The sequence below is a fragment of the Roseococcus sp. SYP-B2431 genome (assembly GCF_004336745.1).
Lineage (GTDB): Bacteria > Pseudomonadota > Alphaproteobacteria > Acetobacterales > Acetobacteraceae > Roseococcus.
Map to the genome: position 1 here is coordinate 94,891 of NZ_SJXD01000026.1, position 16,672 is coordinate 111,562.

Genomic DNA, 16,672 nt, shown 5'->3' on the forward strand with positions numbered 1-16,672 from the left:
CAATCCCTAAACCCCGGCTGCCGGCTCGAAGCCGGCCAACCGGGCCGTCTCCGCCTGCAGCGAGGACACCATCCGACCCGGGGAGACCGCGACATGCACCGCGCGATCCCTTCCGAAAACCCCTCCCAACTCCGCGGCCGTGAGCGGAGTCAGCACCGGCAATTCACGGCTGCCGACCAGCCTGCTCCGCTCGGCCGGGCTGCCGTCCGAAGCCTGGACCAGCAGCGCCACCTTGCCGTGGCGGAGCCAGTCCATCACCGCCTCACGCCCCGCGACCGCCTCGCCGCTGCGCCGGGCGAAGCCCAGGAAATCGCGGATGCGCTGCCGCAGGCCGGAAACGACAAGCGCGCCAAGGTTGCCCGGAACTCCCACGGAGCCCCGCGCTGCCTTGGCAAAGGCGCCCTGCTTGAGCGCTTTCCGCAACACGTCTTCCTGCGCCAGCAACCATAGGCCCCTACCCGGCAGGCGTCCACCCGGATCGGGCACCAGCTCGCGCGCGGGACCTATGACGAAACGGACCAGCCGCTCCTTGGGGAGCACCTGCCGCGTGACGATGCAGCGCCGCAACGGACCGCGCTCGCGCGCGATCGCGTCATCCGGCATATCGGTCTCCGCGGCGGGTTGCGCAAGGTCAGCCAGTGGCCTCTTCCCCCTCGTTCCGGCCCTGCTCGCCCTCCTCGCCGAACCAATGCGCGCGCGCGGCCATGATGACGGCGTTGGCCGTCTCCTCGTCCATCGCATCGGCGCCCAGGATCTCGATGAGCTCGTCGGAGGCCAGGTCGGCCAGGTCGTCCAGCGACTTGACCCCGCCCTCGCCCAGCGCGACCAGCATGGCCGGCGTGAAGGTGCCGATCTCGGCGATCTGGTCCGACACGCCGATCTCGACGCGGCGATTCTCGAACTCGGCGTCCTTGGCCTCGAGGAAGGCCATGCCGCGGCGCTTCAGCTCGGTGGCGATGGCCTCGTCGAAGCCCTCGATGCCGGCCAGCTCCTCGTCGTCGACCTCGATGATCTCCTCGATCGTCGAATAGCCCTCGGTCACCAGCAGGCCGGCGATCACGTCGTCCACATCCAGCGCCTCGACGAAGAGGCCGCTGCGCTTGCGGAAGTCCTCCTGGCGACGCTCGGATTCGCCGGCCTCGGTCAGGATGTCAATGTCGTAGCGCGTGAGCTGCGAGGCGAGGCGCACATTCTGGCCGCGACGGCCGATGGCGAGCGAAAGCTGCTCATCCGGCACCACGACTTCGACGCGCTTGCTCTCGTCGTCGAGCACGACCTTGGAGACCTCGGCCGGCGCCATCGCGTTCACGATGAAGGTCGCGATGTCGGAGCTCCAGGGGATGATGTCGATCTTCTCGCCCTGCAGCTCGGCGACCACGGCCTGCACGCGCGAGCCGCGCATGCCGACGCAGGCGCCGACGGGATCGATGCTGCTGTCACGCGAGATGACGGCCATCTTGGCGCGCGAGCCGCTGTCGCGGGCCACGGCCTTGATCTCGATGATGCCGTCGTAGATCTCGGGCACTTCCTGGGCGAAGAGCTTCGCGAGGAACCCGGGATGCGTGCGCGACAGGAAGATCTGCGGGCCGCGCGGCTCCTCCCGGACGTCGTAGATATAGGCCCGCACGCGGTCGCCGTTCTTGAAGGCCTCGCGGGGGATGGTCTCGTCGCGGCGCAGCAGCGCCTCGGCCTTGCCTAGCTCCACCATCAGGTTGCCGTATTCGGTGCGCTTCACCGTGCCGTTGATGATCTCGCCGACGCGGTCCTTGTACTCGTCGAACTGCTTCTTCCGCTCGACCTCGCGCACGCGCTGGACGATGACCTGCTTGGCCGTCTGCGCGCCGATGCGGCCGAAATCCACCGGCGGGAGCGGATCCACGATGAACTCGCCGACCTGGATCCCCGGGCGGATCCTGGTCGCGATGCGCATCGGCATCTGCGTCTCCTCGTCCTCCAGCGCCTCGTCGTCGACCACCTGGGTCCAGCGCGAGAGCTTCACGGCGCCCGTCTTGCGGTCGATCTCGGCGCGGATGTCCTTGTTCTGGCCATAAGTCTGCTTGCCGGCCTTGCCCATGGCCAGCTCCATGGCCTCGAGCACTTCCTCGCGCTCGATCATCTTCTCGCGCGCGACGGCCTCGGCGACCTGCAGGAATTCGGGGCGGGGGATCGCAACATCCAGGGCCATGTCTCAGTTCCCTTTTTTCGCCGACGTGGCGGCGATGAGTTCTTCGGTGAGGACGAGTTTCGCGCGCCGCATCTGGTCGCGCGGGAGGGAGATCTCGGGGCCTTCGTCCAGGCGGAGCCGCGCCTGCTCCAGGTCCGCACCGAGCACGATGCCGCGGAAGCGCTTGCGGCCGTCGACGGGGATCTGCATCTCCACCGTCGCGACATGGCCGGCGTATCGCTCCCAGTCCTTGGTGCGGGTCAGCGGGCGGTCGATGCCGGGCGAGGAGACTTCGAGCATCCATTCGGCCTTGATCGGATCGGCGACGTCGAGCACGGCGCCCACGGCATGGCTGATGTTCTCGCAATCGCTGACGGTGAAGGTCGCGCCGTCCATCCGGTCCGCCATGATCTGGACCGTCGGGCGCTCCTTCCCGCTGATCTGCACGCGGACGAGCTCGTAACCCATGTGCTCGATGGTGGGAGCCACGAGATCGGCAATGCGGGCGTCGAGCCCTTCATGTCGCGGACGTTCGATCGTCAAAAACAAAAAAGGCGGCCCCGGAAGGCCACCCCCCTATGAACGGATGGTGTTGGCAAGGCCCTCATATGACGCTTTCGGGATGCCGTTGCAAGGGTGCAGCGGCCCGGGTGTCAAGCCGGCCTCCGCCCCGGGCGCTCAGGGAGGGTGACGAGGTAGGACAGCGCCCGGGCGTAATCCAGCACAAGGCCCGGCGTCCAGGCCATCGCGGCCGTGCGGGCGCGCAGATGCCCGGCGATCCAGAGCTCGGGGCTCAGCAGCAGCCGCAGCAGGAACCAGGGGGAGCGCGCCTCCGCGGCGAAGACCCCCTCCAGCCCGGCCTCGATCACGGCCGCCACGGTGCTCGAGCAGTTCCGGTTCGTCAGGTTGTAGGTCGTGTCGGCGCCGTAGGCGTCCCAGAAGCCGCGCATCGCGGGCAGGTCGAGGCCCGGGAGACGCACCTGCAGCGTGGAGGGGCACCAGCCGGCGCTCTCCTCCTGGTAGCTGGGCAGGAACCGCCCCGGCACGTCGTTGTCGCGCGTCGCCCTCAGCGTCCGGCGGAAATCGCCGGCCGAACGGTCGATCTCCGCCGCCGGATAATGGCTGACATAGAAGCCGGGCGCTTCGAGGGCGGCATGGCCGGTCGAGATGACGCCCTGCTCGTCGAGCGCCGCCACGTAGCGGCTGACCCCACGGCCGATCGGCGCGAGCGCGCCGGTGGGCGTCCAGACATGGACGATGGCGGCCACGCGCGGCTGCGTGGAAGCGGCCGCGTTCCGCGAAGAGGCGACCTCCCGGCTGCCCTCATGCGCCATGATCCTGGACATGGGCGTGCCGGGAGGCATGCGGAGGATGCGCCAGGCCAGCCCGCAGACGCCGAGGGCCGAGACCATGAGGAGCAGCCCGACATCGATGCCCACCTCGCCCTGCCATTGCGTCGGCCAGGGCACGAAGGACCAGGCGCCCAGCAGGAACTCGATCCCGGCATGGAGCAGCGAGAGGCGCCACCGCCGGAACCGGACCACATGGGCGCTCATGGCCCGCCAGACGGCGTCGACGACCAGGTAGATGCCCGCGACGAAGCCGATGATCATCGCGCTGTGCCCGGGGTCGAAGATCACCAGCAGCGCGATGGCCAGGAAGGCGGCGGCCTTGGTGAAGCGGACCTTCCGGCCCGTGCCCGCGCTGTTGAAGCCCGCGGCGAGCGAGAGGCCGCCGTCGATCAGCAGCGGGATCACGAAATACACGTCGCTGATCCGCACCTCCTCGACGAGGGCATCGGCGAAGAAGAATGCGCCGAGCGCCATCCAGAGCAGCCCGATGGCGGCGACCACCCACCAGCGGCGCCGGACGGTCTCGGCGCCGATCAGGATGGCGGCGACTTCGATCATGCTCCTGCCCTCATGGGGACGCCGGTCATGCGCTTCAGGCCTTCGGCAGCCGCACCACGAACCGCGCCCCCAGCACCTTACCCTCCGCGTCCCTGCGGTTCTCGGCGCCGATCCGCCCGCGCAGCCCCTCGATGATCTGCTTGGAGATGGAGAGGCCCAGCCCCGAATGCTGGCCGAAGCGCTCGTCGCGCGGACGCTCGGAATAGAAGCGGTCGAAGATCCCCTCGAGCCTGGCGTCGGGGATGCCGGGCCCCTCGTCCTCCACGGTGAGCTCGACCTCCGCCGCCGTCTCTCGGGCGCGGAGCCAGACATGGCCGTTCTGCGGGCTGAAGGAGACGGCATTGCCCAGCAGGTTGCGGATGACCTGCACGAGGCGGTCCTCCACCCCCATCGCCACCAGCTTCTCGGGCGCCTCCAGAAGCATCTCCGGGTCGTTCGGCTGGCGCGTCGTGTTGTGCAGCTCCACCAGCACGGCGAGGATCGGGCCGATATCCACCGGCTCCGAGATGCTGCGCGAGAGCTCGGCATCGACGCGCGAGCTGTCCGAGATGTCGCCGATCAGCCGGTCCATGCGCACGGCGTCATTCGCGATGATGGAAAGCAGCCGGCGCTGCTGCGCCGGGTCCTCCACGCGCAGCAGCGTCTCGATGGCGCTGCGCACGCTGGTGAGCGGGTTCTTCAGCTCGTGCGCGACATCGGCCGCGAAGCGCTCGTTCGCGTCGATGCGGGCCCAGAGCGCGCGGGCCGCGGCCTGCAGGTCGCGCGCGAGCACGCCGATCTCGTCGCGGCGCTCCAGCAAGCCGCTCGGCACGCTGCCCGTCCGGCCCTTGCCCTGCCGCATCTCGGCCGCCGCGCCGGCGAGCTGGAGGATCGGCGTCGCGATGGTGCGCGCGAGATAGAGGGAGACGGCGACGGTCAGGATCAGCGCCAGCACGAAGAGGCCGAGCACGCTGGCGCGGATCTCGAAGAGCCGCTCGTCCACCTCGCGGGCCTCGCGCGTCAGCAGCACGATGCCCACCGCCTGGGCGCCGCGCCGGGCGGGCTCGGCCACGGAGACCAGCAGGCGGCCGTCGGGCGTGCGGCGGATATAGGGGGTGACGCCGCCCTCCAGCGCCAGCCGCAGCTCCGCCTGGCGCTCGGGGCCGAGATCGGGCTGCCAGTCGAAGCTCTGGGCGTCGGGCGTGGTGTCGAGCACGACGGGATTGCGCGACTGGGTCGGCAGCAGGCTCAGCACACGCTCGTAGAGGCCCGAGACGGTGTCCGAGAGCGCGCCGCGCGAGACCGGCGCGGGCAGCGGCTCGGTGACTACGGCGCCGCCCACCGCCTCGCGCACACGGCTGTCGGCCACGACGAGCCCGGCCGTGTCGAAGAGCCGCGCCTGGGTGTTGGGCGAGGGCTCGACCAGCCGGCGCAGCAGCGGCCGCGCCTGCTCCGGGAGGAGCACGGCGCGGTCGTCCTGGATGCGGACGGCGGCCTCGGCAATGGCGCCGGCATAGATGCGTGCCTGGTTGCGCATGGCCTCAACCTCGGCGGCCAGCAGGCCGTTCTGGTACTGGTCAAGGTAGAGCAGCGCGGCGGCCAGCAGCGCCGGCGGCAGCGCGTTCACCAGCAGGATGCGCCGCAGCAGCGGCGAGACCCAGCGGCGGCGCAGCCGCTCCTCGGCCGGGGCGGCCTCGTCGGGCTTGAGGAGAGGGGCTTCGGGCATGGTCAGAAGCCGGTCAGCAATGTGTCGAGGGCGCGGGTGATCTCTTCCTGGCGATCGGCGAGGGAGCCGACCGGCCGGCCGAGTTCGCGGCGCGGAATGGCGCCGAGAAGCTGAGTCGCCATCAGGAACGGCTCGCCTTCGATCTCGAAGCGGGGATGCAGGTCGCGCACCGGAAGGGGCAGGGCGGCCGGCGGCAGCAGCGGCGCCACGACGCGCGTCTCGAGCGCGTCGAGGAATTCGCTCTGCACCTGGAGCAGATAGCCCGGGGCGCCGCGCGCGCGGCGGAACAGGTCGAAGCGCGCCATGGCGTCAGAACATCCGGTATTCGGCGAGGGGAAGCCCGTTCTCTTCGGTCCAGCGGTTCCAGGCCTCGATCGCCTCGCGATTCTCTTCCAGCCAGCGCCGGGCCTTTTCCGCGCGGACAGCCTCGCGCAAGGCCTGGGCGGCGATGGCGGCCGCGTCCAGGCCAAGGGCCTCCGCCTCCGCGAAAGGAGCCTGGGTCTCGGCGAAGCCGGGATTCAGGTCGGGCCGGAGTTCGGCGGGGGCGAGGCCGGTGGCCCGCGCGACCTCGCCGACCCGGGCCGGCGGCACGCTGCGCCACTGCGCGACCGAGGCGCTGGCAAGGCCGAGCGCCCGCGCCAGGGCGTTGACGCCCCCGGCCCGCTCGATCGCCTTGGCAAGACCGGGATCCCGCATGGTCCGGACGCTAGCCCAGGGCCTCGCGGCCTGCAAGGTCGATCCTGACAGGCCGAACCTAGCAAACCGACGGCGGGCGCGGCGCATTTCTGGACAGCAGCAGGAGCGGTTCGCATGCGCGGCGTCGTGCATCACATAGACCTGACCGTCCGGGATCCGAAGGCGTCCTTCGCGCTCTACCATGCTGTCCTGACCGCCCTCGGCTACCGGCTCCTGCGCCAGGGCGAGGAGGCCTGTGGCTGGGAGCTCGTCTCGCCGCTCGGCGAGCATTCCATCGACATCCGGCGCGCCCGCGAGGAAAGCGCCGGCCGCCCGCACGACCGCTACGCCCCCGGGCTGCATCACCTGGCCTTCGCGGTGGAAAGCCGGGCGGCCGTGGACGAGATGCACGCCCTGCTCCTGAAGACGGGCGCCCCTATCCTCGACGCCCCGGCCGAATATCCCGAGTACAATCAGGGACGCGGCTACTATGCCGTTTTCTTCGCCGACCCGGACGGGCTGAAGCTGGAATGCGTCTTCACGCCCCCGCCGCGCGCCGCCGCATGATCCGCACGTAGAACCGCGGCCCCAGCAGCGCCAGTGCCACGAGAATCAGGATCGCGAGGCTGCCCGGCCGGGTCACGAAGGTGCTCCAGTCGCCCTCGCTGATGGTCATGGCCTGGCGCAGCGCCTGCTCGGCCATGGGCCCCAGGATCATCCCGATCACGACGGGCGCCACGGGAAAGTCGAAGCGCCGCATGAACATGCCGATGATCCCGATGCCATAGAGCAGCAGCAGGTCGGTGACGGAGTTGGAGATGCCGTAGGTGCCGATCGTCGCGAAGACGAGGATGCCGGCATAGAGCTGCGGCTGCGGAATCTTCAGGATCCGCACCCAGAGGCCGATCAGCGGCAGGTTCAGCACCACAAGCATCACATTGGCGACGAAGAGGCTCGCGATCAGCGTCCAGACCAGCTCGGCCTGCGTCTGGAACAGCAGCGGCCCGGGCTGGATGCCGTAGCTCTGGAAGGCGGAGAGCATGATGGCCGCCGTCGCGCTGGTCGGCAGGCCCAATGTCAGCATGGGCACCAGGACGCCGGCCGCCGCCGCGTTGTTGGCCGCCTCCGGCCCGGCCACGCCCTCGATCGCGCCGGTCGTGCCGAACTCCTCCGCATGCTCGGGCGCGACCAGTTTCTTTTCGGCGTAGTAGCTGAGCATCGTCGGCATCTCGGTGCCGCCGGCCGGCATCACGCCGAAGGGGAAGCCCAGCCCGGCGCCGCGGATCCAGGGCCAGAAGCTGCGCTTCAGGTCGGATCGCGAAAGCCAGAGACGGCCCACCGGCCGCACCCGCGCCCTCCCCTCCACATGGTGCCAGGCCATGTGGAGCGCCTCCGCCACCGCGAAGAGCGCGACGGCCACCAGCACCACGTTCACCCCGTCGAAGAGCTCCGGCAGGCCGAAGGTCATGCGCGGCTGGCCTGTCTGGAGGTCGATGCCGACGAGTCCCAGCGAGAGGCCGAAGAACAGGCTCGTCAGCCCCCGCAGCGCCGAGCCGCCCAGCACCGCGGAGACCGTGACGAAGCAGAGCAGCATCAGCGAGAAGTACTCGGCCGGGCCCAGCAGCAGGGCGTAGTCCACGATGATCGGGCCGAGAAAGGCGATGCCCAGCGTGCCCACGACGCCGGCCACGAAGCTGCCGACGGCCGCCGTCGCCAGCGCCGGCCCTGCCCGGCCGCTGCGCGCCATCTTGGCCCCCTCCAGCGCGGTGATGATGGAGCCGGATTCGCCCGGCGTGTTCAGCAGGATCGAGGTCGTGCTGCCGCCGTACATCGCGCCGTAGAAGACGCCGCAGAAGAGGATGAAGGCCCCCGTGGCGCTCACCTGGTAGGTGATGGGCAGCAGCAGCGCGATGGTCAGCGCCGGCCCGATGCCCGGCAGCACGCCCACCGCCGTGCCGAGGAAGCAGCCCAGCAGCGCCCAGCCGAGGTTGCCCAGGCTGAGCGCATGGGAGAAGCCGAGGGACAGCCCGCCGATCGCCTCCATCAGACCGGCTCCTGCCCGAGCAGCCGCAGAATGAAGCCTTCCAGCAGCCCGGCGCCGATGTTCACGCCGAGACCCTGCACGAAGAGGAACCAGGCCAGCAGGGTCAGCGGCAGGGCGATCAGCAGGTCGCGCGCCATGGAGCGGCTGCCGAAGGCCGCGGCCACCAGAACGAACTGCACGGAGGCCGCGATGGAGAAGCCGGCCGGGCCGATCAGGACGAGGTTCGCGAGGAGGCCGGCAAAGAGAAAGCCCAGGGCCCGCCGGTTCGGCGGCGCGGCGCCGGCCAGCTCTTCTATCCCGTGCGACCAGCCGCCGCGCAGCGCCGCGCCTACGAGCCCGGCGCCGAGCGCCGTCAGCCCGGCCGCGACGACATAGGGGATCGCCTTGGGGCCGACCTGGGCATGGAGCGGCGAGACCGGAATGGCCCAGGCCTGCCATAAGCCGATCAGGCCGAAGCCCAGCACGGCGAGCCCGGCAAACAGGTCGGGCAAGGGCATACGGGATGTCATCGGCCTCGCGACTCCTCGGTTCCTCGGTTCCTCGGCTTCTTCTGGCAGCTTGCCGCCGAGAGTCACCTGTCCGGAAGATGGCTTTCCGGCCATGCCGTGACAGGCGGCGCGGCGTGTCGCAGGCTGCGGACATGCATCCCGACGCCGCAAGCATCATCGGCCTCTACGAGCGGCATGCCGCCGCTTTCGACAGGCGACGCGGCAAGAACCTGTTCGAGCGGGCCTGGCTGGACCGCTTCGCGGCGCTGATTCCCCCCGGCGGCGAGGTGCTGGACCTGGGCTGCGGCTCGGGCGAGCCGATCGCGCGGCATCTTGAGCAATCCGGCCTGCGCGTGACGGGCGTGGATTCCTCGCCCTCGATGATCGAGCTGTGCCGGACGCGCTTCCCCGGCCGGGACTGGCATGTGGCCGATATGCGCGGCCTCGCGCTCGGCCGCCGCTTCGACGGCATCCTGGCCTGGGACAGCTTCTTCCACCTGGACCAGGAGGACCAGCGCCGCATCTTCCCCCGGTTCCGCGATCATGCGGCGGCGGGCGCGGCGCTGATGTACACGAGCGGCCCGGCGCATGGCGTGGCGCTGGGCCGATTCGAGGGCGAGACGCTCTTCCACGCCAGCCTGGACCCGGTGGAGTACCAGGCCCTGCTGGATCAGAACGGCTTCCGGGTGGTGGCCCACCGCGCCGAGGATCCCGGCTGCAATGGGCACACCGTCTGGCTAGCCCAAAGGGTCGATCAGGCCGCGGCGAGCGGCGGAGGGTCCGCGTAGCCCTTGGCCGCTCCGCGGTGGAAGGTGGCGGCGTCCGGCGCGTTCAGCGCGGCACCCGTCCGCAGCGGAGATGGTTAGGGGGACGGCACGGGACATCAGCCCTGGTGACGAGGCTCATCAGCCGGCGAGGCCGAGCTCCTTCAGCACGGTCTCCGTGGCCGCGGTGTCGGCGGCCAGGAAGCGCTCGAACTCGGCGCCCGAAAGGAAGGCGTCGTCCCAGCCACGCGTCGCCGTCAGCTCGCGCCAGGCGGGCAAGGCCACGAGGTCGGTGACGAAGCCTGTCAGCGCGGCCTTCTGGTTCGCAGTGATGCCGGGCGCGCCGAAGACGCCGCGCCAATTGGCGATCACCACGTCCACGCCGGATTCCTTCAGCGTCGGGATGCCAGGCGCGCTGCGCGTCTCGCCCGTGGTGGCCAGCGCGCGCATCCGTCCCGCCCGGATCTGCTCGGCGAATTCGGAGTAGCCCGAGATGCCGCACTTCACCTGCGCGCCCAGGATCGCCGCCTGGGCCGGGCCGCCGCCGGCGAAGGCCACGTAGCTGCCCTCGCGGGCGCTGCGGCCCAGCGCCCGCAGGATGAGGCCGAGGGTGATGTGGTCGGTGCCGCCGGCGCTGCCGCCCGCGACCGAGGTGCCGCCGGGATGGGTGCGGAAGGCGCTCAGCAATCCGGCGATGTCCTGGATGTCGGATTGCGCCGGCACCACCACCACGCCGACCTCCTGGGTCATTCGCGCGATCGGCGTGACGCTCGACAGGCCGAGCGGCGAGCGGTTGGTCAGCACCGCGCCCACCATGATGGAGCCCGAGACCATCAGCGCGTCGCCGCGGCCGCGCCGCTGCGCCACGAAGCGCGGCAGACCGACGATGCCGCCGGCGCCGCCGACGTTCTCGAACTGGAAGCTGCCGACCAGGCCCGCCGGCCGCGCGACCTGCTCGATGGCGCGGCCGAGTCCGTCCCAGCCGCCGCCGGGGCCGGCCGGGATGAACATGCTCATATGGGCGAAGCGCGGACTGCCCTGGGCGGCGGCCTCGCCGGCGGCCAGCGGGGCAAGCGCCGCGGCGGCGAGGAGGGATCGGCGGTTCATGCGATTCCTGCGGTTCATGGGGCTCGGCCCTTTCCTGCGATTCCCTGGACGTCCCGCCGGGATCGGGTTCGGCCCCAGGATGGGTCCCGGACGGCGTCCGGCGCAACCGGGGCGGAACGCGCCGAGCCTCCTGTGCACCCGCGCCTGCGATCAAAAAATCATGCTTCACCGCATCGCCGCGGGGAAAGACCTTGCGATCCGGCAATGTCTCGGGCCAAGCTGCTGTATCCAAGGGGAAACAAGGCCCAACGAATGTCCGACGCCGAGAAGAAAGACCCTCGCCTGACGCGCCGTCTCCTTATCGCCCGGGTGGCGGGCGGCGCTGGCCTGGGGGCGGCCACGGCGGCGGCGCTCTCGACCCCGGCGGAAGCCCAGCCTCGCACGGGCATCACCGACAACGATCCGAGCGACGGCGCAGGCCGCGGGCGCGGCGGCTATCGCGGCCGGACCGGCATCACCGACAACGACCCGAACGACGGCGCCGGCAATGGGCGCGGCGGCTATCGCGGCGGCAGGACCGGCATCACCGACAACGACCCCAGCGACGGCGCCGGCAACGGCCGCGGCGGCTATCGCGCTCCCAGACGCGGCACTGGCATCACCGACAACGACCCCTCCGATGGGGCGGGCAACGGCCGCGGCGGCTATCGCGGCGGCGGCTACACGGGCCGCACCGACCGCGACCCGTATGACGGGCCCGGCCGCGGCCGCTACTGACCCCCATCGGCATCGCCGGCACCTGCGCTAAGCTGCGCCCGGACAACGCGGCGGAACGCCTGATGGAAATGACGATGGATCGGGGCGCCATGGATCACGGTCGAATGGATCAGGGTCTCATGGATCAGGGGCAAGGCGGTCGGGGCCAGATGGCCCGGGGACTGGCCGAGGCCGCCTTCGCCCTCGCCTTCCCCGGGATGACCGTGGACGAGGTGCTCGCCCTCCGCGAGGGCCCGGACTGGCGCCATTTCCCGGCCGCGGAGCCGAGCCGCTTCGACCATCTCGTGAGCGTCGCCGCGATCGACGCGCATCTGCGCACCGATGGCGCGCGCAGCCCGCGCATCTCGATGGCCGACGAATCGCGCAGCGGCAGCGCCGGCGTGCCCGAGCACGAATACGCCCTGCCCGACGGCCGCGTGGACCTGCCTGCGCTGCTCGCGCGCTTCGACGCCGGCGCCTCCCTCGTCGTCTCGCAGTTCCACGAGACCCATCCGCCGCTCGCCGATTTCTGCCGGGGCCTCGAGCGCCTGTTCCTGCATGGCGTGCAGGCCAATATCTATCTCACCCCGCCGGCCGCGCAGGGCTTCCGCACCCATTACGACACGCATGACGTCTTCGTGCTGCAGGTCGAGGGCCGCAAGCGCTGGCGCGTCTGGGACGGCGAGCCCCTGCCGCGCCCCACGCGCCGCACCCCCTGGCCCGGGAACATGCAGCCGGCCGGCGAGCCGCACGAGCTGACGATGTCGCCCGGCGACCTGCTCTACATCCCGCGCGGGGTGATGCACGACGCGGCCACCCTACCCGGCGAGCGCTCGCTGCACATCACGCTCGGGCTGCTGGAGGCGAGCTGGGCCCAGGCCATCCGCAGCCTCGTCGACGAGCTGGAGCTCAGCGACCCCGTGCTGCGCGAGAGCGTCCCCACCTGGCGCATCGGCGAGGCGGATCTGTTCGCGGCCCTCGCCGCCCGGCTGAACGGCATGGCCAGGCCCGAGCATGCCGGCCGCCTCACCAACCTGCTGCTGGAGCAGCTCGCCCGGGACCGGCAGCCCCTGCCGGCCCGCGGCCTCTTCGCGCCGATGCCGGAGGGCCCGCTGCGTCTGGCCGAAGGCATGCACACCCATCTGGTCCTGGCCGATGACGGCGCGGCGACGCTGTTCTGGACCGGCGGCACGCTGGACCTCTCGGCGGCTCAGACCGAGACCCTCACGGCGCTCAGCGAGGGCGCGGCGCCGGAGGACCGGGACTTCGCGCACAAGCTCTGGCGGATGGGCCTGCTGGAGGCGGTTTAGCCTTCACTCCAACCGGTGTCGCGGCATGCGGGGCCGGGCGGCCCTGCCCTCGCGAAGCGGCGATGGGCGTGAGAAGCTGACGCGCATGACCGACCGTCTCGACGCCGCCCTCGCGAAGCTCCCCCATGCCTATGCCGGACCGGGCGGCGCCGTCGCCGTGCTGCGGGACGGCGAGGTCCTGGCCCGCCACGCCTGGGGCTGGGCCAATAGCGAGCGGCGCATCCCGTTCACGCCGCGCACGCTGTTCCGCATGTGCTCCATCACCAAGCAGTTCACCTGCGCGACGCTGCTGGACCTCTTCCGCGATCCGACGGCGCTCGACGCCGGGCTGCGCGCGCATCTGCCTCTGCTCGAAGAGCCGGCGCCCTCGGCGACGCATCTCGCGCATAACCAGTCCGGCCTGCGCGACTACTGGGCCGTCGCGATGCTGCACGGCTCGCCGGTGGAGGCGCCCTTCGGCGACACGGAGGCCGCCCGCGTCATCGCCGGCACGCGCTCGCTGCATTTCGCGCCGGGAACGCGCTACTCCTACGTGAACCAGAATTTCCGCCTGCTCTCCGACCTGCTGCAGGAGCGCACCGGAAAGCCCTTTGCCGACCTGCTGCGCGCGCATGTCTTCGACCGCGCGGGCATGGAGACGGCGATCCTCGCCGCCGACACGCGCGCCATGCCCGACGGGACCGAGGGCTACGAAGGCACCCAGGCCGGCGGCTTTCGCGCGGCGGAAAACCGCATCCTCTGGACAGGCGATGCGGGGCTTGGCGCCTCGCTCGACGACATGATCGCCTGGGAGCGCCATATCGACGCGACGCGCGGCGAGGCGGATTCGCTCTATGGGCGCATCTCGGCACCGGTGAATTTCGCGAACGGCGCAGAGGCGCCCTACGGCTTTGGCCTCGCGCGAGGCCGCGATTTCGGCCGCGCGCATACCGGCCATGGCGGCGCGCTGCGCGGCTGGCGCAGCCATCGGGTCTACGTGCCCTCCGAGCGCGTCTCGGTCGTCGTGATGTTCAACCATTTCGGTGATGCCTATGGCGCCGCGATGGACCTGCTGGCCGCCGTGCTGGGCGAGACACGCACCACCCCCGACGCCGCTCTCCCCCCGCCCTCCTGGCTCGGCGCCTATATCGAGCCGGAGACCGGGCTTTCCGCGCGCATCGAGCACGCGGCGCCTGGACAGATCCTGCTGCGCTTCGGCCATTCGCCCGAGCGGCTGGACCTCCTTGCCGGTGGCACGGCCGGCAACGGCCGCACGAAGCTCCGCATGGCCAGCGATGGCCTCTGGATGCTCCGTCCGCAGGAGAATTCCTCGACACGCCTGCAGCCCGCCCCCGGCGAGGCCGCGGCGGATGTCGGCGGGCGCTATCGCTGCGCGGAACTGGACGCCGAGCTCACCGTCGTGGAGAGCGGCGGCACGCTCTATGGCGGCTTCTCGGGCTTCCTCGGCCAGGGGCGGATGGAGCTGCTGAAGCCGATCGCGACGGACCTCTGGGCCCTGCCCTGCCCGCGCGCCCTGGACCACACGCCGCCCGGCGACTGGACGCTGGCCTTCCGGCGCGATGCGGGGGGCAGGCCGGCGGGCGTGGAGGTGGGATGCTGGCTGGCGCGGCGGCTGGTCTACGAGAGGCTCAGCGCGCCTCGCCCGGCGTGATCCCGAAGGCCGCGCGAAACGCGGCGCCGAAGGCGGGCGCGCTGGCATAGCCCACCGCCGCCGCGGCGCGCGCGGGCGTCGCGCCCTGGGCCAGCAGCGCGGCCGCCTCGGCGAGGCGCAGCGTCTGGCGCCAGCGGGCGAAGCCCATCCCGGTCTCCGCATGAAAGAGCCGCGCGAGGGTGCGCGCGCTGGCGCCGCAGCGGCCCGCCCATTCGTCGAGCGTGAGGGCGCTGGCCGGCTGTGTCGCCAGGGCCTCGGCGAGGCGCTTCAGCCGCGCGTCTCGCAGCGCCGGGACGCCGAAGGGCAAGCGCGGCGCACGCGCCACCTCTTCGGCGATCAGCGCCGCGAGATGGCCGCCGCGGCCGGCCTCGTCCCATTCCAGCGGCTCGGCGCAGGCGGCGAGGATCAGTTCGCGCAGCAGGGCCGAGACGCCGAGCACGGCCGGCACGGCCTCGCCCACCCGCGCCGCATCGGCGCGGAAGAACAGGGCGCGCATGGCAACGCGGCCCTGGCTGCGCACCTCGTGCGACATCTCCGCGGGAACCCAGAGCGCGCGGCCGGGCGGCACCACGAAAAGCGCGCCCGGCGTATCCACGCGCATCACGCCCTCGATCGCGTAGAGCAGCTGCGCGCGGCCGTGGTCGTGCCAGCCCGTCCTCTCGCCCTCGCCATAGTCGCGCGCGAAGGCGGCGAGCGGGCGGTCCACCTGCTCCTGGGCGATGGTACGGGGGTTGTGGCAGATACGCGACATCACTCGTCCGGACGTTGATCGATGGACAGGCTATTCCCTGGCGCAACGAAAGGAAATCGCCCTCATGTCACCCGCCACCCGGCAGATCTGCCTCATCAATGCCGCGCATCTCTTCACCCATTACGGGCTGCTGATCCTCGCGACCGCCGTCCTCGCCATGGTCCAGCAAGATGGCGAGGTCTTCGGGACCGCCTATGGCCCCATCCTCGCGCTCGGCACGGCCATGTTCGTCGTCTACGGGATCGGCGCGCTGCCGATGGGCTGGATCGCTTCCAAGGTCGGCCGCAAGGCGATGATGATCGCCTGCTTCCTCGGCGCCGGCGCCGGCATGGTGGCGGCGGGCTTCGCCTCGGGCCCCTTCGGCCTGGCCGCCGCCCTGGTGGTGATGGGGGGCTTCCTCGCGATCTATCACCCGATCGGCACGGCCATCATCGCCGAGGCCGGCGGCGACCGGGTGGGCCGCGCGATGGGGATCAACGGCGTCTTCGGCAATATCGGCGTGGCGCTGGCGCCGGTGGTGACCGCCTTCGTCTCCGCCCAGATGGGCTGGCGCTACGCCTTCATCCTGCCCGGGCTGGTCTGCATCTGCGTCGGCCTGATCTATCTGCGCGAGCCCGCCTTCGACGCGAAGAAGGCCGGCGTGCAGACCCGACCCTTCCCCGTGATCCCGCGGCATGTGGTGCGCCACGCGGTGATCTCGCTGCTGACCATCGGCGCCGTCTCGGGGCTGGTGTTCAACGCCTTCACGCTGCTGCTGCCCAAGCTCATGCAGGAGCGCCTGGCCGGCAATCCGGACTTGCTGCCGGTGGTCGGCCTGCTCGCCTTCCTGGCGACGATCTGCGGGGGCGTCACGCAATACACCGTCGGCCGGATGATCGACCGCAAGACGCTGAAATCGGTCTTCATGCCGCTGTCGATCGTCCTGGTTCCGGGGCTGCTCGCCTTGTCCTTCCTGGACGGCTGGGCGGTGCTGCCGGTCTCCGCCCTCGTGGCCTCGGCGATCTTCGGCCAGGTGACGGTGAACGAGACAATGACCGCGCGCTACATCGCCCCCGAGATGCGGGCGAAGATCTACTCCATCCGCTTCACGGTGGGCTTCCTGGGCGCCGCCCTCGCCTCACCGATCGTGGGCTTCCTGCACGAGGCCACGGGCAATCTGGCGGCGGCGATGGTGGTGCTGTCGGGCTTCGGGATGGTGACGCTGGTCTGCGCCTTCTGGTTCCCGAACCGGAAGGAGGAGCTGAAGCCGGAACTGTGGCGCGCCGCCACGGCGCCGGCTCCCGCGGAGTAGAGCAGGAGCGACCATCCGGCCGCACCGCGGCCGGCGCCGCCCAGCCGACCGCGCCCCCGGGTGTCCAGCGGCGCGGCGAAGCCAAGGCGGCGGATGCCGCCGCCCGGCGTCTAGGG

At 71.2% G+C, this 16,672-nt stretch carries 17 protein-coding genes; 6 read left to right on the forward strand and 11 right to left on the reverse strand.

Annotation, left to right across the window (positions count from 1 at the left end; translation table 11 throughout):
- Nucleotides 1–6 precede the first annotated feature (6 nt).
- The 7 genes from EJV46_RS14905 to EJV46_RS22880 all read right to left on the reverse strand — a co-directional run bounded on the left by EJV46_RS14905 (nucleotide 7) and on the right by EJV46_RS22880 (nucleotide 6,475).
- Nucleotides 7–603: a DUF448 domain-containing protein gene (locus tag EJV46_RS14905; protein WP_131549490.1), complete on the reverse strand. Its 597-nt coding sequence runs from the start codon at nucleotides 601–603 to the stop codon at nucleotides 7–9.
- Nucleotides 604–631: 28 nt separating this feature from the next.
- Nucleotides 632–2,185, reverse strand: coding sequence for a transcription termination factor NusA (nusA, locus tag EJV46_RS14910; protein ID WP_131549491.1), 1,554 nt, complete (start codon nucleotides 2,183–2,185; stop codon nucleotides 632–634).
- 3 nt (nucleotides 2,186–2,188) lie between these two features.
- Nucleotides 2,189–2,707 carry a ribosome maturation factor RimP gene (gene rimP / locus EJV46_RS14915; RefSeq protein WP_370323087.1) on the reverse strand — a complete coding sequence of 173 codons (519 nt, stop codon included), beginning with the start codon at nucleotides 2,705–2,707 and terminating at the stop codon, nucleotides 2,189–2,191.
- 110 nt (nucleotides 2,708–2,817) lie between these two features.
- Nucleotides 2,818–4,074, reverse strand: a complete 1,257-nt coding sequence (locus tag EJV46_RS14920) for an HdeD family acid-resistance protein (RefSeq protein ID WP_131549493.1) — start codon at nucleotides 4,072–4,074, stop codon at nucleotides 2,818–2,820.
- 34 nt (nucleotides 4,075–4,108) lie between these two features.
- Complete coding sequence (locus tag EJV46_RS14925) at nucleotides 4,109–5,779, reverse strand: stimulus-sensing domain-containing protein (protein ID WP_131549494.1); 1,671 nt, start codon at nucleotides 5,777–5,779, stop codon at nucleotides 4,109–4,111.
- A gap of 2 nt (nucleotides 5,780–5,781) precedes the next feature.
- On the reverse strand, nucleotides 5,782–6,084 hold the full coding sequence (locus EJV46_RS14930) for a CcdB family protein (protein ID WP_131549495.1): 303 nt from the start codon (nucleotides 6,082–6,084) through the stop codon (nucleotides 5,782–5,784).
- A 4-nt stretch (nucleotides 6,085–6,088) separates the two neighbouring features.
- Nucleotides 6,089–6,475, reverse strand: coding sequence for a type II toxin-antitoxin system CcdA family antitoxin (locus EJV46_RS22880; RefSeq protein WP_165585560.1), 387 nt, complete (start codon nucleotides 6,473–6,475; stop codon nucleotides 6,089–6,091).
- 114 nt (nucleotides 6,476–6,589) lie between these two features.
- On the opposite strand from EJV46_RS22880, the gene EJV46_RS14940 reads away from it, so the two are divergent.
- The gene (locus tag EJV46_RS14940; protein WP_131549496.1) at nucleotides 6,590–7,021 is read left to right on the forward strand and encodes a VOC family protein; all 432 of its coding nucleotides are present in this window, start codon (nucleotides 6,590–6,592) and stop codon (nucleotides 7,019–7,021) included.
- Here EJV46_RS14940 and EJV46_RS14945 read toward each other — a convergent pair.
- Together EJV46_RS14945 and EJV46_RS14950 are read right to left on the reverse strand one after the other, a co-directional pair.
- Nucleotides 6,993–8,498: a tripartite tricarboxylate transporter permease gene (locus tag EJV46_RS14945; protein ID WP_131549497.1), complete on the reverse strand. Its 1,506-nt coding sequence runs from the start codon at nucleotides 8,496–8,498 to the stop codon at nucleotides 6,993–6,995. The two genes, EJV46_RS14940 and EJV46_RS14945, sit on opposite strands and share 29 nt — an antisense overlap.
- Nucleotides 8,498–9,007 (reverse strand): tripartite tricarboxylate transporter TctB family protein, encoded by a 510-nt coding sequence (locus EJV46_RS14950; RefSeq protein WP_240782575.1) that lies wholly within the window; start codon nucleotides 9,005–9,007, stop codon nucleotides 8,498–8,500. The genes EJV46_RS14945 and EJV46_RS14950 overlap by 1 nt, the downstream gene beginning before the upstream one ends.
- Nucleotides 9,008–9,138: 131 nt before the next feature.
- Here EJV46_RS14950 and EJV46_RS14955 point away from each other — a divergent pair, with 131 nt between their 5' ends.
- Complete coding sequence (locus tag EJV46_RS14955; RefSeq protein WP_131549498.1) at nucleotides 9,139–9,774, forward strand: class I SAM-dependent methyltransferase; 636 nt, start codon at nucleotides 9,139–9,141, stop codon at nucleotides 9,772–9,774.
- 117 nt (nucleotides 9,775–9,891) lie between these two features.
- On the opposite strand, the gene EJV46_RS14960 is transcribed toward EJV46_RS14955, so the two are convergent.
- Nucleotides 9,892–10,857 (reverse strand): tripartite tricarboxylate transporter substrate binding protein, encoded by a 966-nt coding sequence (locus EJV46_RS14960; RefSeq protein ID WP_131549499.1) that lies wholly within the window; start codon nucleotides 10,855–10,857, stop codon nucleotides 9,892–9,894.
- Nucleotides 10,858–11,109: 252 nt separating this feature from the next.
- Between EJV46_RS14960 and EJV46_RS14965 the strand changes: the two genes are divergently transcribed.
- The 3 genes from EJV46_RS14965 to EJV46_RS14975 all read left to right on the forward strand — a co-directional run bounded on the left by EJV46_RS14965 (nucleotide 11,110) and on the right by EJV46_RS14975 (nucleotide 14,514).
- Nucleotides 11,110–11,574 carry a hypothetical protein gene (locus EJV46_RS14965; RefSeq protein ID WP_131549500.1) on the forward strand — a complete coding sequence of 155 codons (465 nt, stop codon included), beginning with the start codon at nucleotides 11,110–11,112 and terminating at the stop codon, nucleotides 11,572–11,574.
- A 104-nt stretch (nucleotides 11,575–11,678) separates the two neighbouring features.
- Nucleotides 11,679–12,863: a cupin domain-containing protein gene (locus tag EJV46_RS14970; protein ID WP_131549501.1), complete on the forward strand. Its 1,185-nt coding sequence runs from the start codon at nucleotides 11,679–11,681 to the stop codon at nucleotides 12,861–12,863.
- Between the two features lie 85 nt (nucleotides 12,864–12,948).
- Nucleotides 12,949–14,514, forward strand: coding sequence for a D-aminopeptidase (locus EJV46_RS14975; protein ID WP_131549502.1), 1,566 nt, complete (start codon nucleotides 12,949–12,951; stop codon nucleotides 14,512–14,514).
- Here EJV46_RS14975 and EJV46_RS14980 read toward each other — a convergent pair.
- Entirely contained in the window at nucleotides 14,492–15,265 is a 774-nt protein-coding gene (locus EJV46_RS14980; RefSeq protein WP_131549503.1) for a helix-turn-helix domain-containing protein, read from the reverse strand. The genes EJV46_RS14975 and EJV46_RS14980 overlap by 23 nt on opposite strands.
- Nucleotides 15,266–15,329: 64 nt before the next feature.
- Between EJV46_RS14980 and EJV46_RS14985 the strand changes: the two genes are divergently transcribed.
- On the forward strand, nucleotides 15,330–16,556 hold the full coding sequence (locus EJV46_RS14985; RefSeq protein WP_240782576.1) for an MFS transporter: 1,227 nt from the start codon (nucleotides 15,330–15,332) through the stop codon (nucleotides 16,554–16,556).
- Nucleotides 16,557–16,672 lie beyond the last annotated feature (116 nt).

Bases quoted from the DNA above. Each gene is read 5' to 3' on its own strand.
- EJV46_RS14960 (WP_131549499.1), bottom strand. From the start codon at position 10,857: ATGAACCGCCGATCCCTCCTCGCCGCCGCGGCGCTTGCCCCGCTGGCC.
- EJV46_RS14965 (WP_131549500.1), top strand. From the start codon at position 11,110: ATGTCCGACGCCGAGAAGAAAGACCCTCGCCTGACGCGCCGTCTCCTT.
- EJV46_RS14985 (WP_240782576.1), top strand. From the start codon at position 15,330: ATGTCACCCGCCACCCGGCAGATCTGCCTCATCAATGCCGCGCATCTC.
- EJV46_RS22880 (WP_165585560.1), bottom strand. From the start codon at position 6,475: ATGCGGGATCCCGGTCTTGCCAAGGCGATCGAGCGGGCCGGGGGCGTC.
- EJV46_RS14930 (WP_131549495.1), bottom strand. From the start codon at position 6,084: ATGGCGCGCTTCGACCTGTTCCGCCGCGCGCGCGGCGCCCCGGGCTAT.
- EJV46_RS14970 (WP_131549501.1), top strand. From the start codon at position 11,679: ATGGATCAGGGTCTCATGGATCAGGGGCAAGGCGGTCGGGGCCAGATG.
- EJV46_RS14925 (WP_131549494.1), bottom strand. From the start codon at position 5,779: ATGCCCGAAGCCCCTCTCCTCAAGCCCGACGAGGCCGCCCCGGCCGAG.
- EJV46_RS14955 (WP_131549498.1), top strand. From the start codon at position 9,139: ATGCATCCCGACGCCGCAAGCATCATCGGCCTCTACGAGCGGCATGCC.
- EJV46_RS14945 (WP_131549497.1), bottom strand. From the start codon at position 8,498: ATGGAGGCGATCGGCGGGCTGTCCCTCGGCTTCTCCCATGCGCTCAGC.
- EJV46_RS14975 (WP_131549502.1), top strand. From the start codon at position 12,949: ATGACCGACCGTCTCGACGCCGCCCTCGCGAAGCTCCCCCATGCCTAT.
- EJV46_RS14950 (WP_240782575.1), bottom strand. From the start codon at position 9,007: ATGACATCCCGTATGCCCTTGCCCGACCTGTTTGCCGGGCTCGCCGTG.
- EJV46_RS14980 (WP_131549503.1), bottom strand. From the start codon at position 15,265: ATGTCGCGTATCTGCCACAACCCCCGTACCATCGCCCAGGAGCAGGTG.
- EJV46_RS14940 (WP_131549496.1), top strand. From the start codon at position 6,590: ATGCGCGGCGTCGTGCATCACATAGACCTGACCGTCCGGGATCCGAAG.
- EJV46_RS14920 (WP_131549493.1), bottom strand. From the start codon at position 4,074: ATGATCGAAGTCGCCGCCATCCTGATCGGCGCCGAGACCGTCCGGCGC.
- EJV46_RS14905 (WP_131549490.1), bottom strand. From the start codon at position 603: ATGCCGGATGACGCGATCGCGCGCGAGCGCGGTCCGTTGCGGCGCTGC.
- nusA (WP_131549491.1), bottom strand. From the start codon at position 2,185: ATGGCCCTGGATGTTGCGATCCCCCGCCCCGAATTCCTGCAGGTCGCC.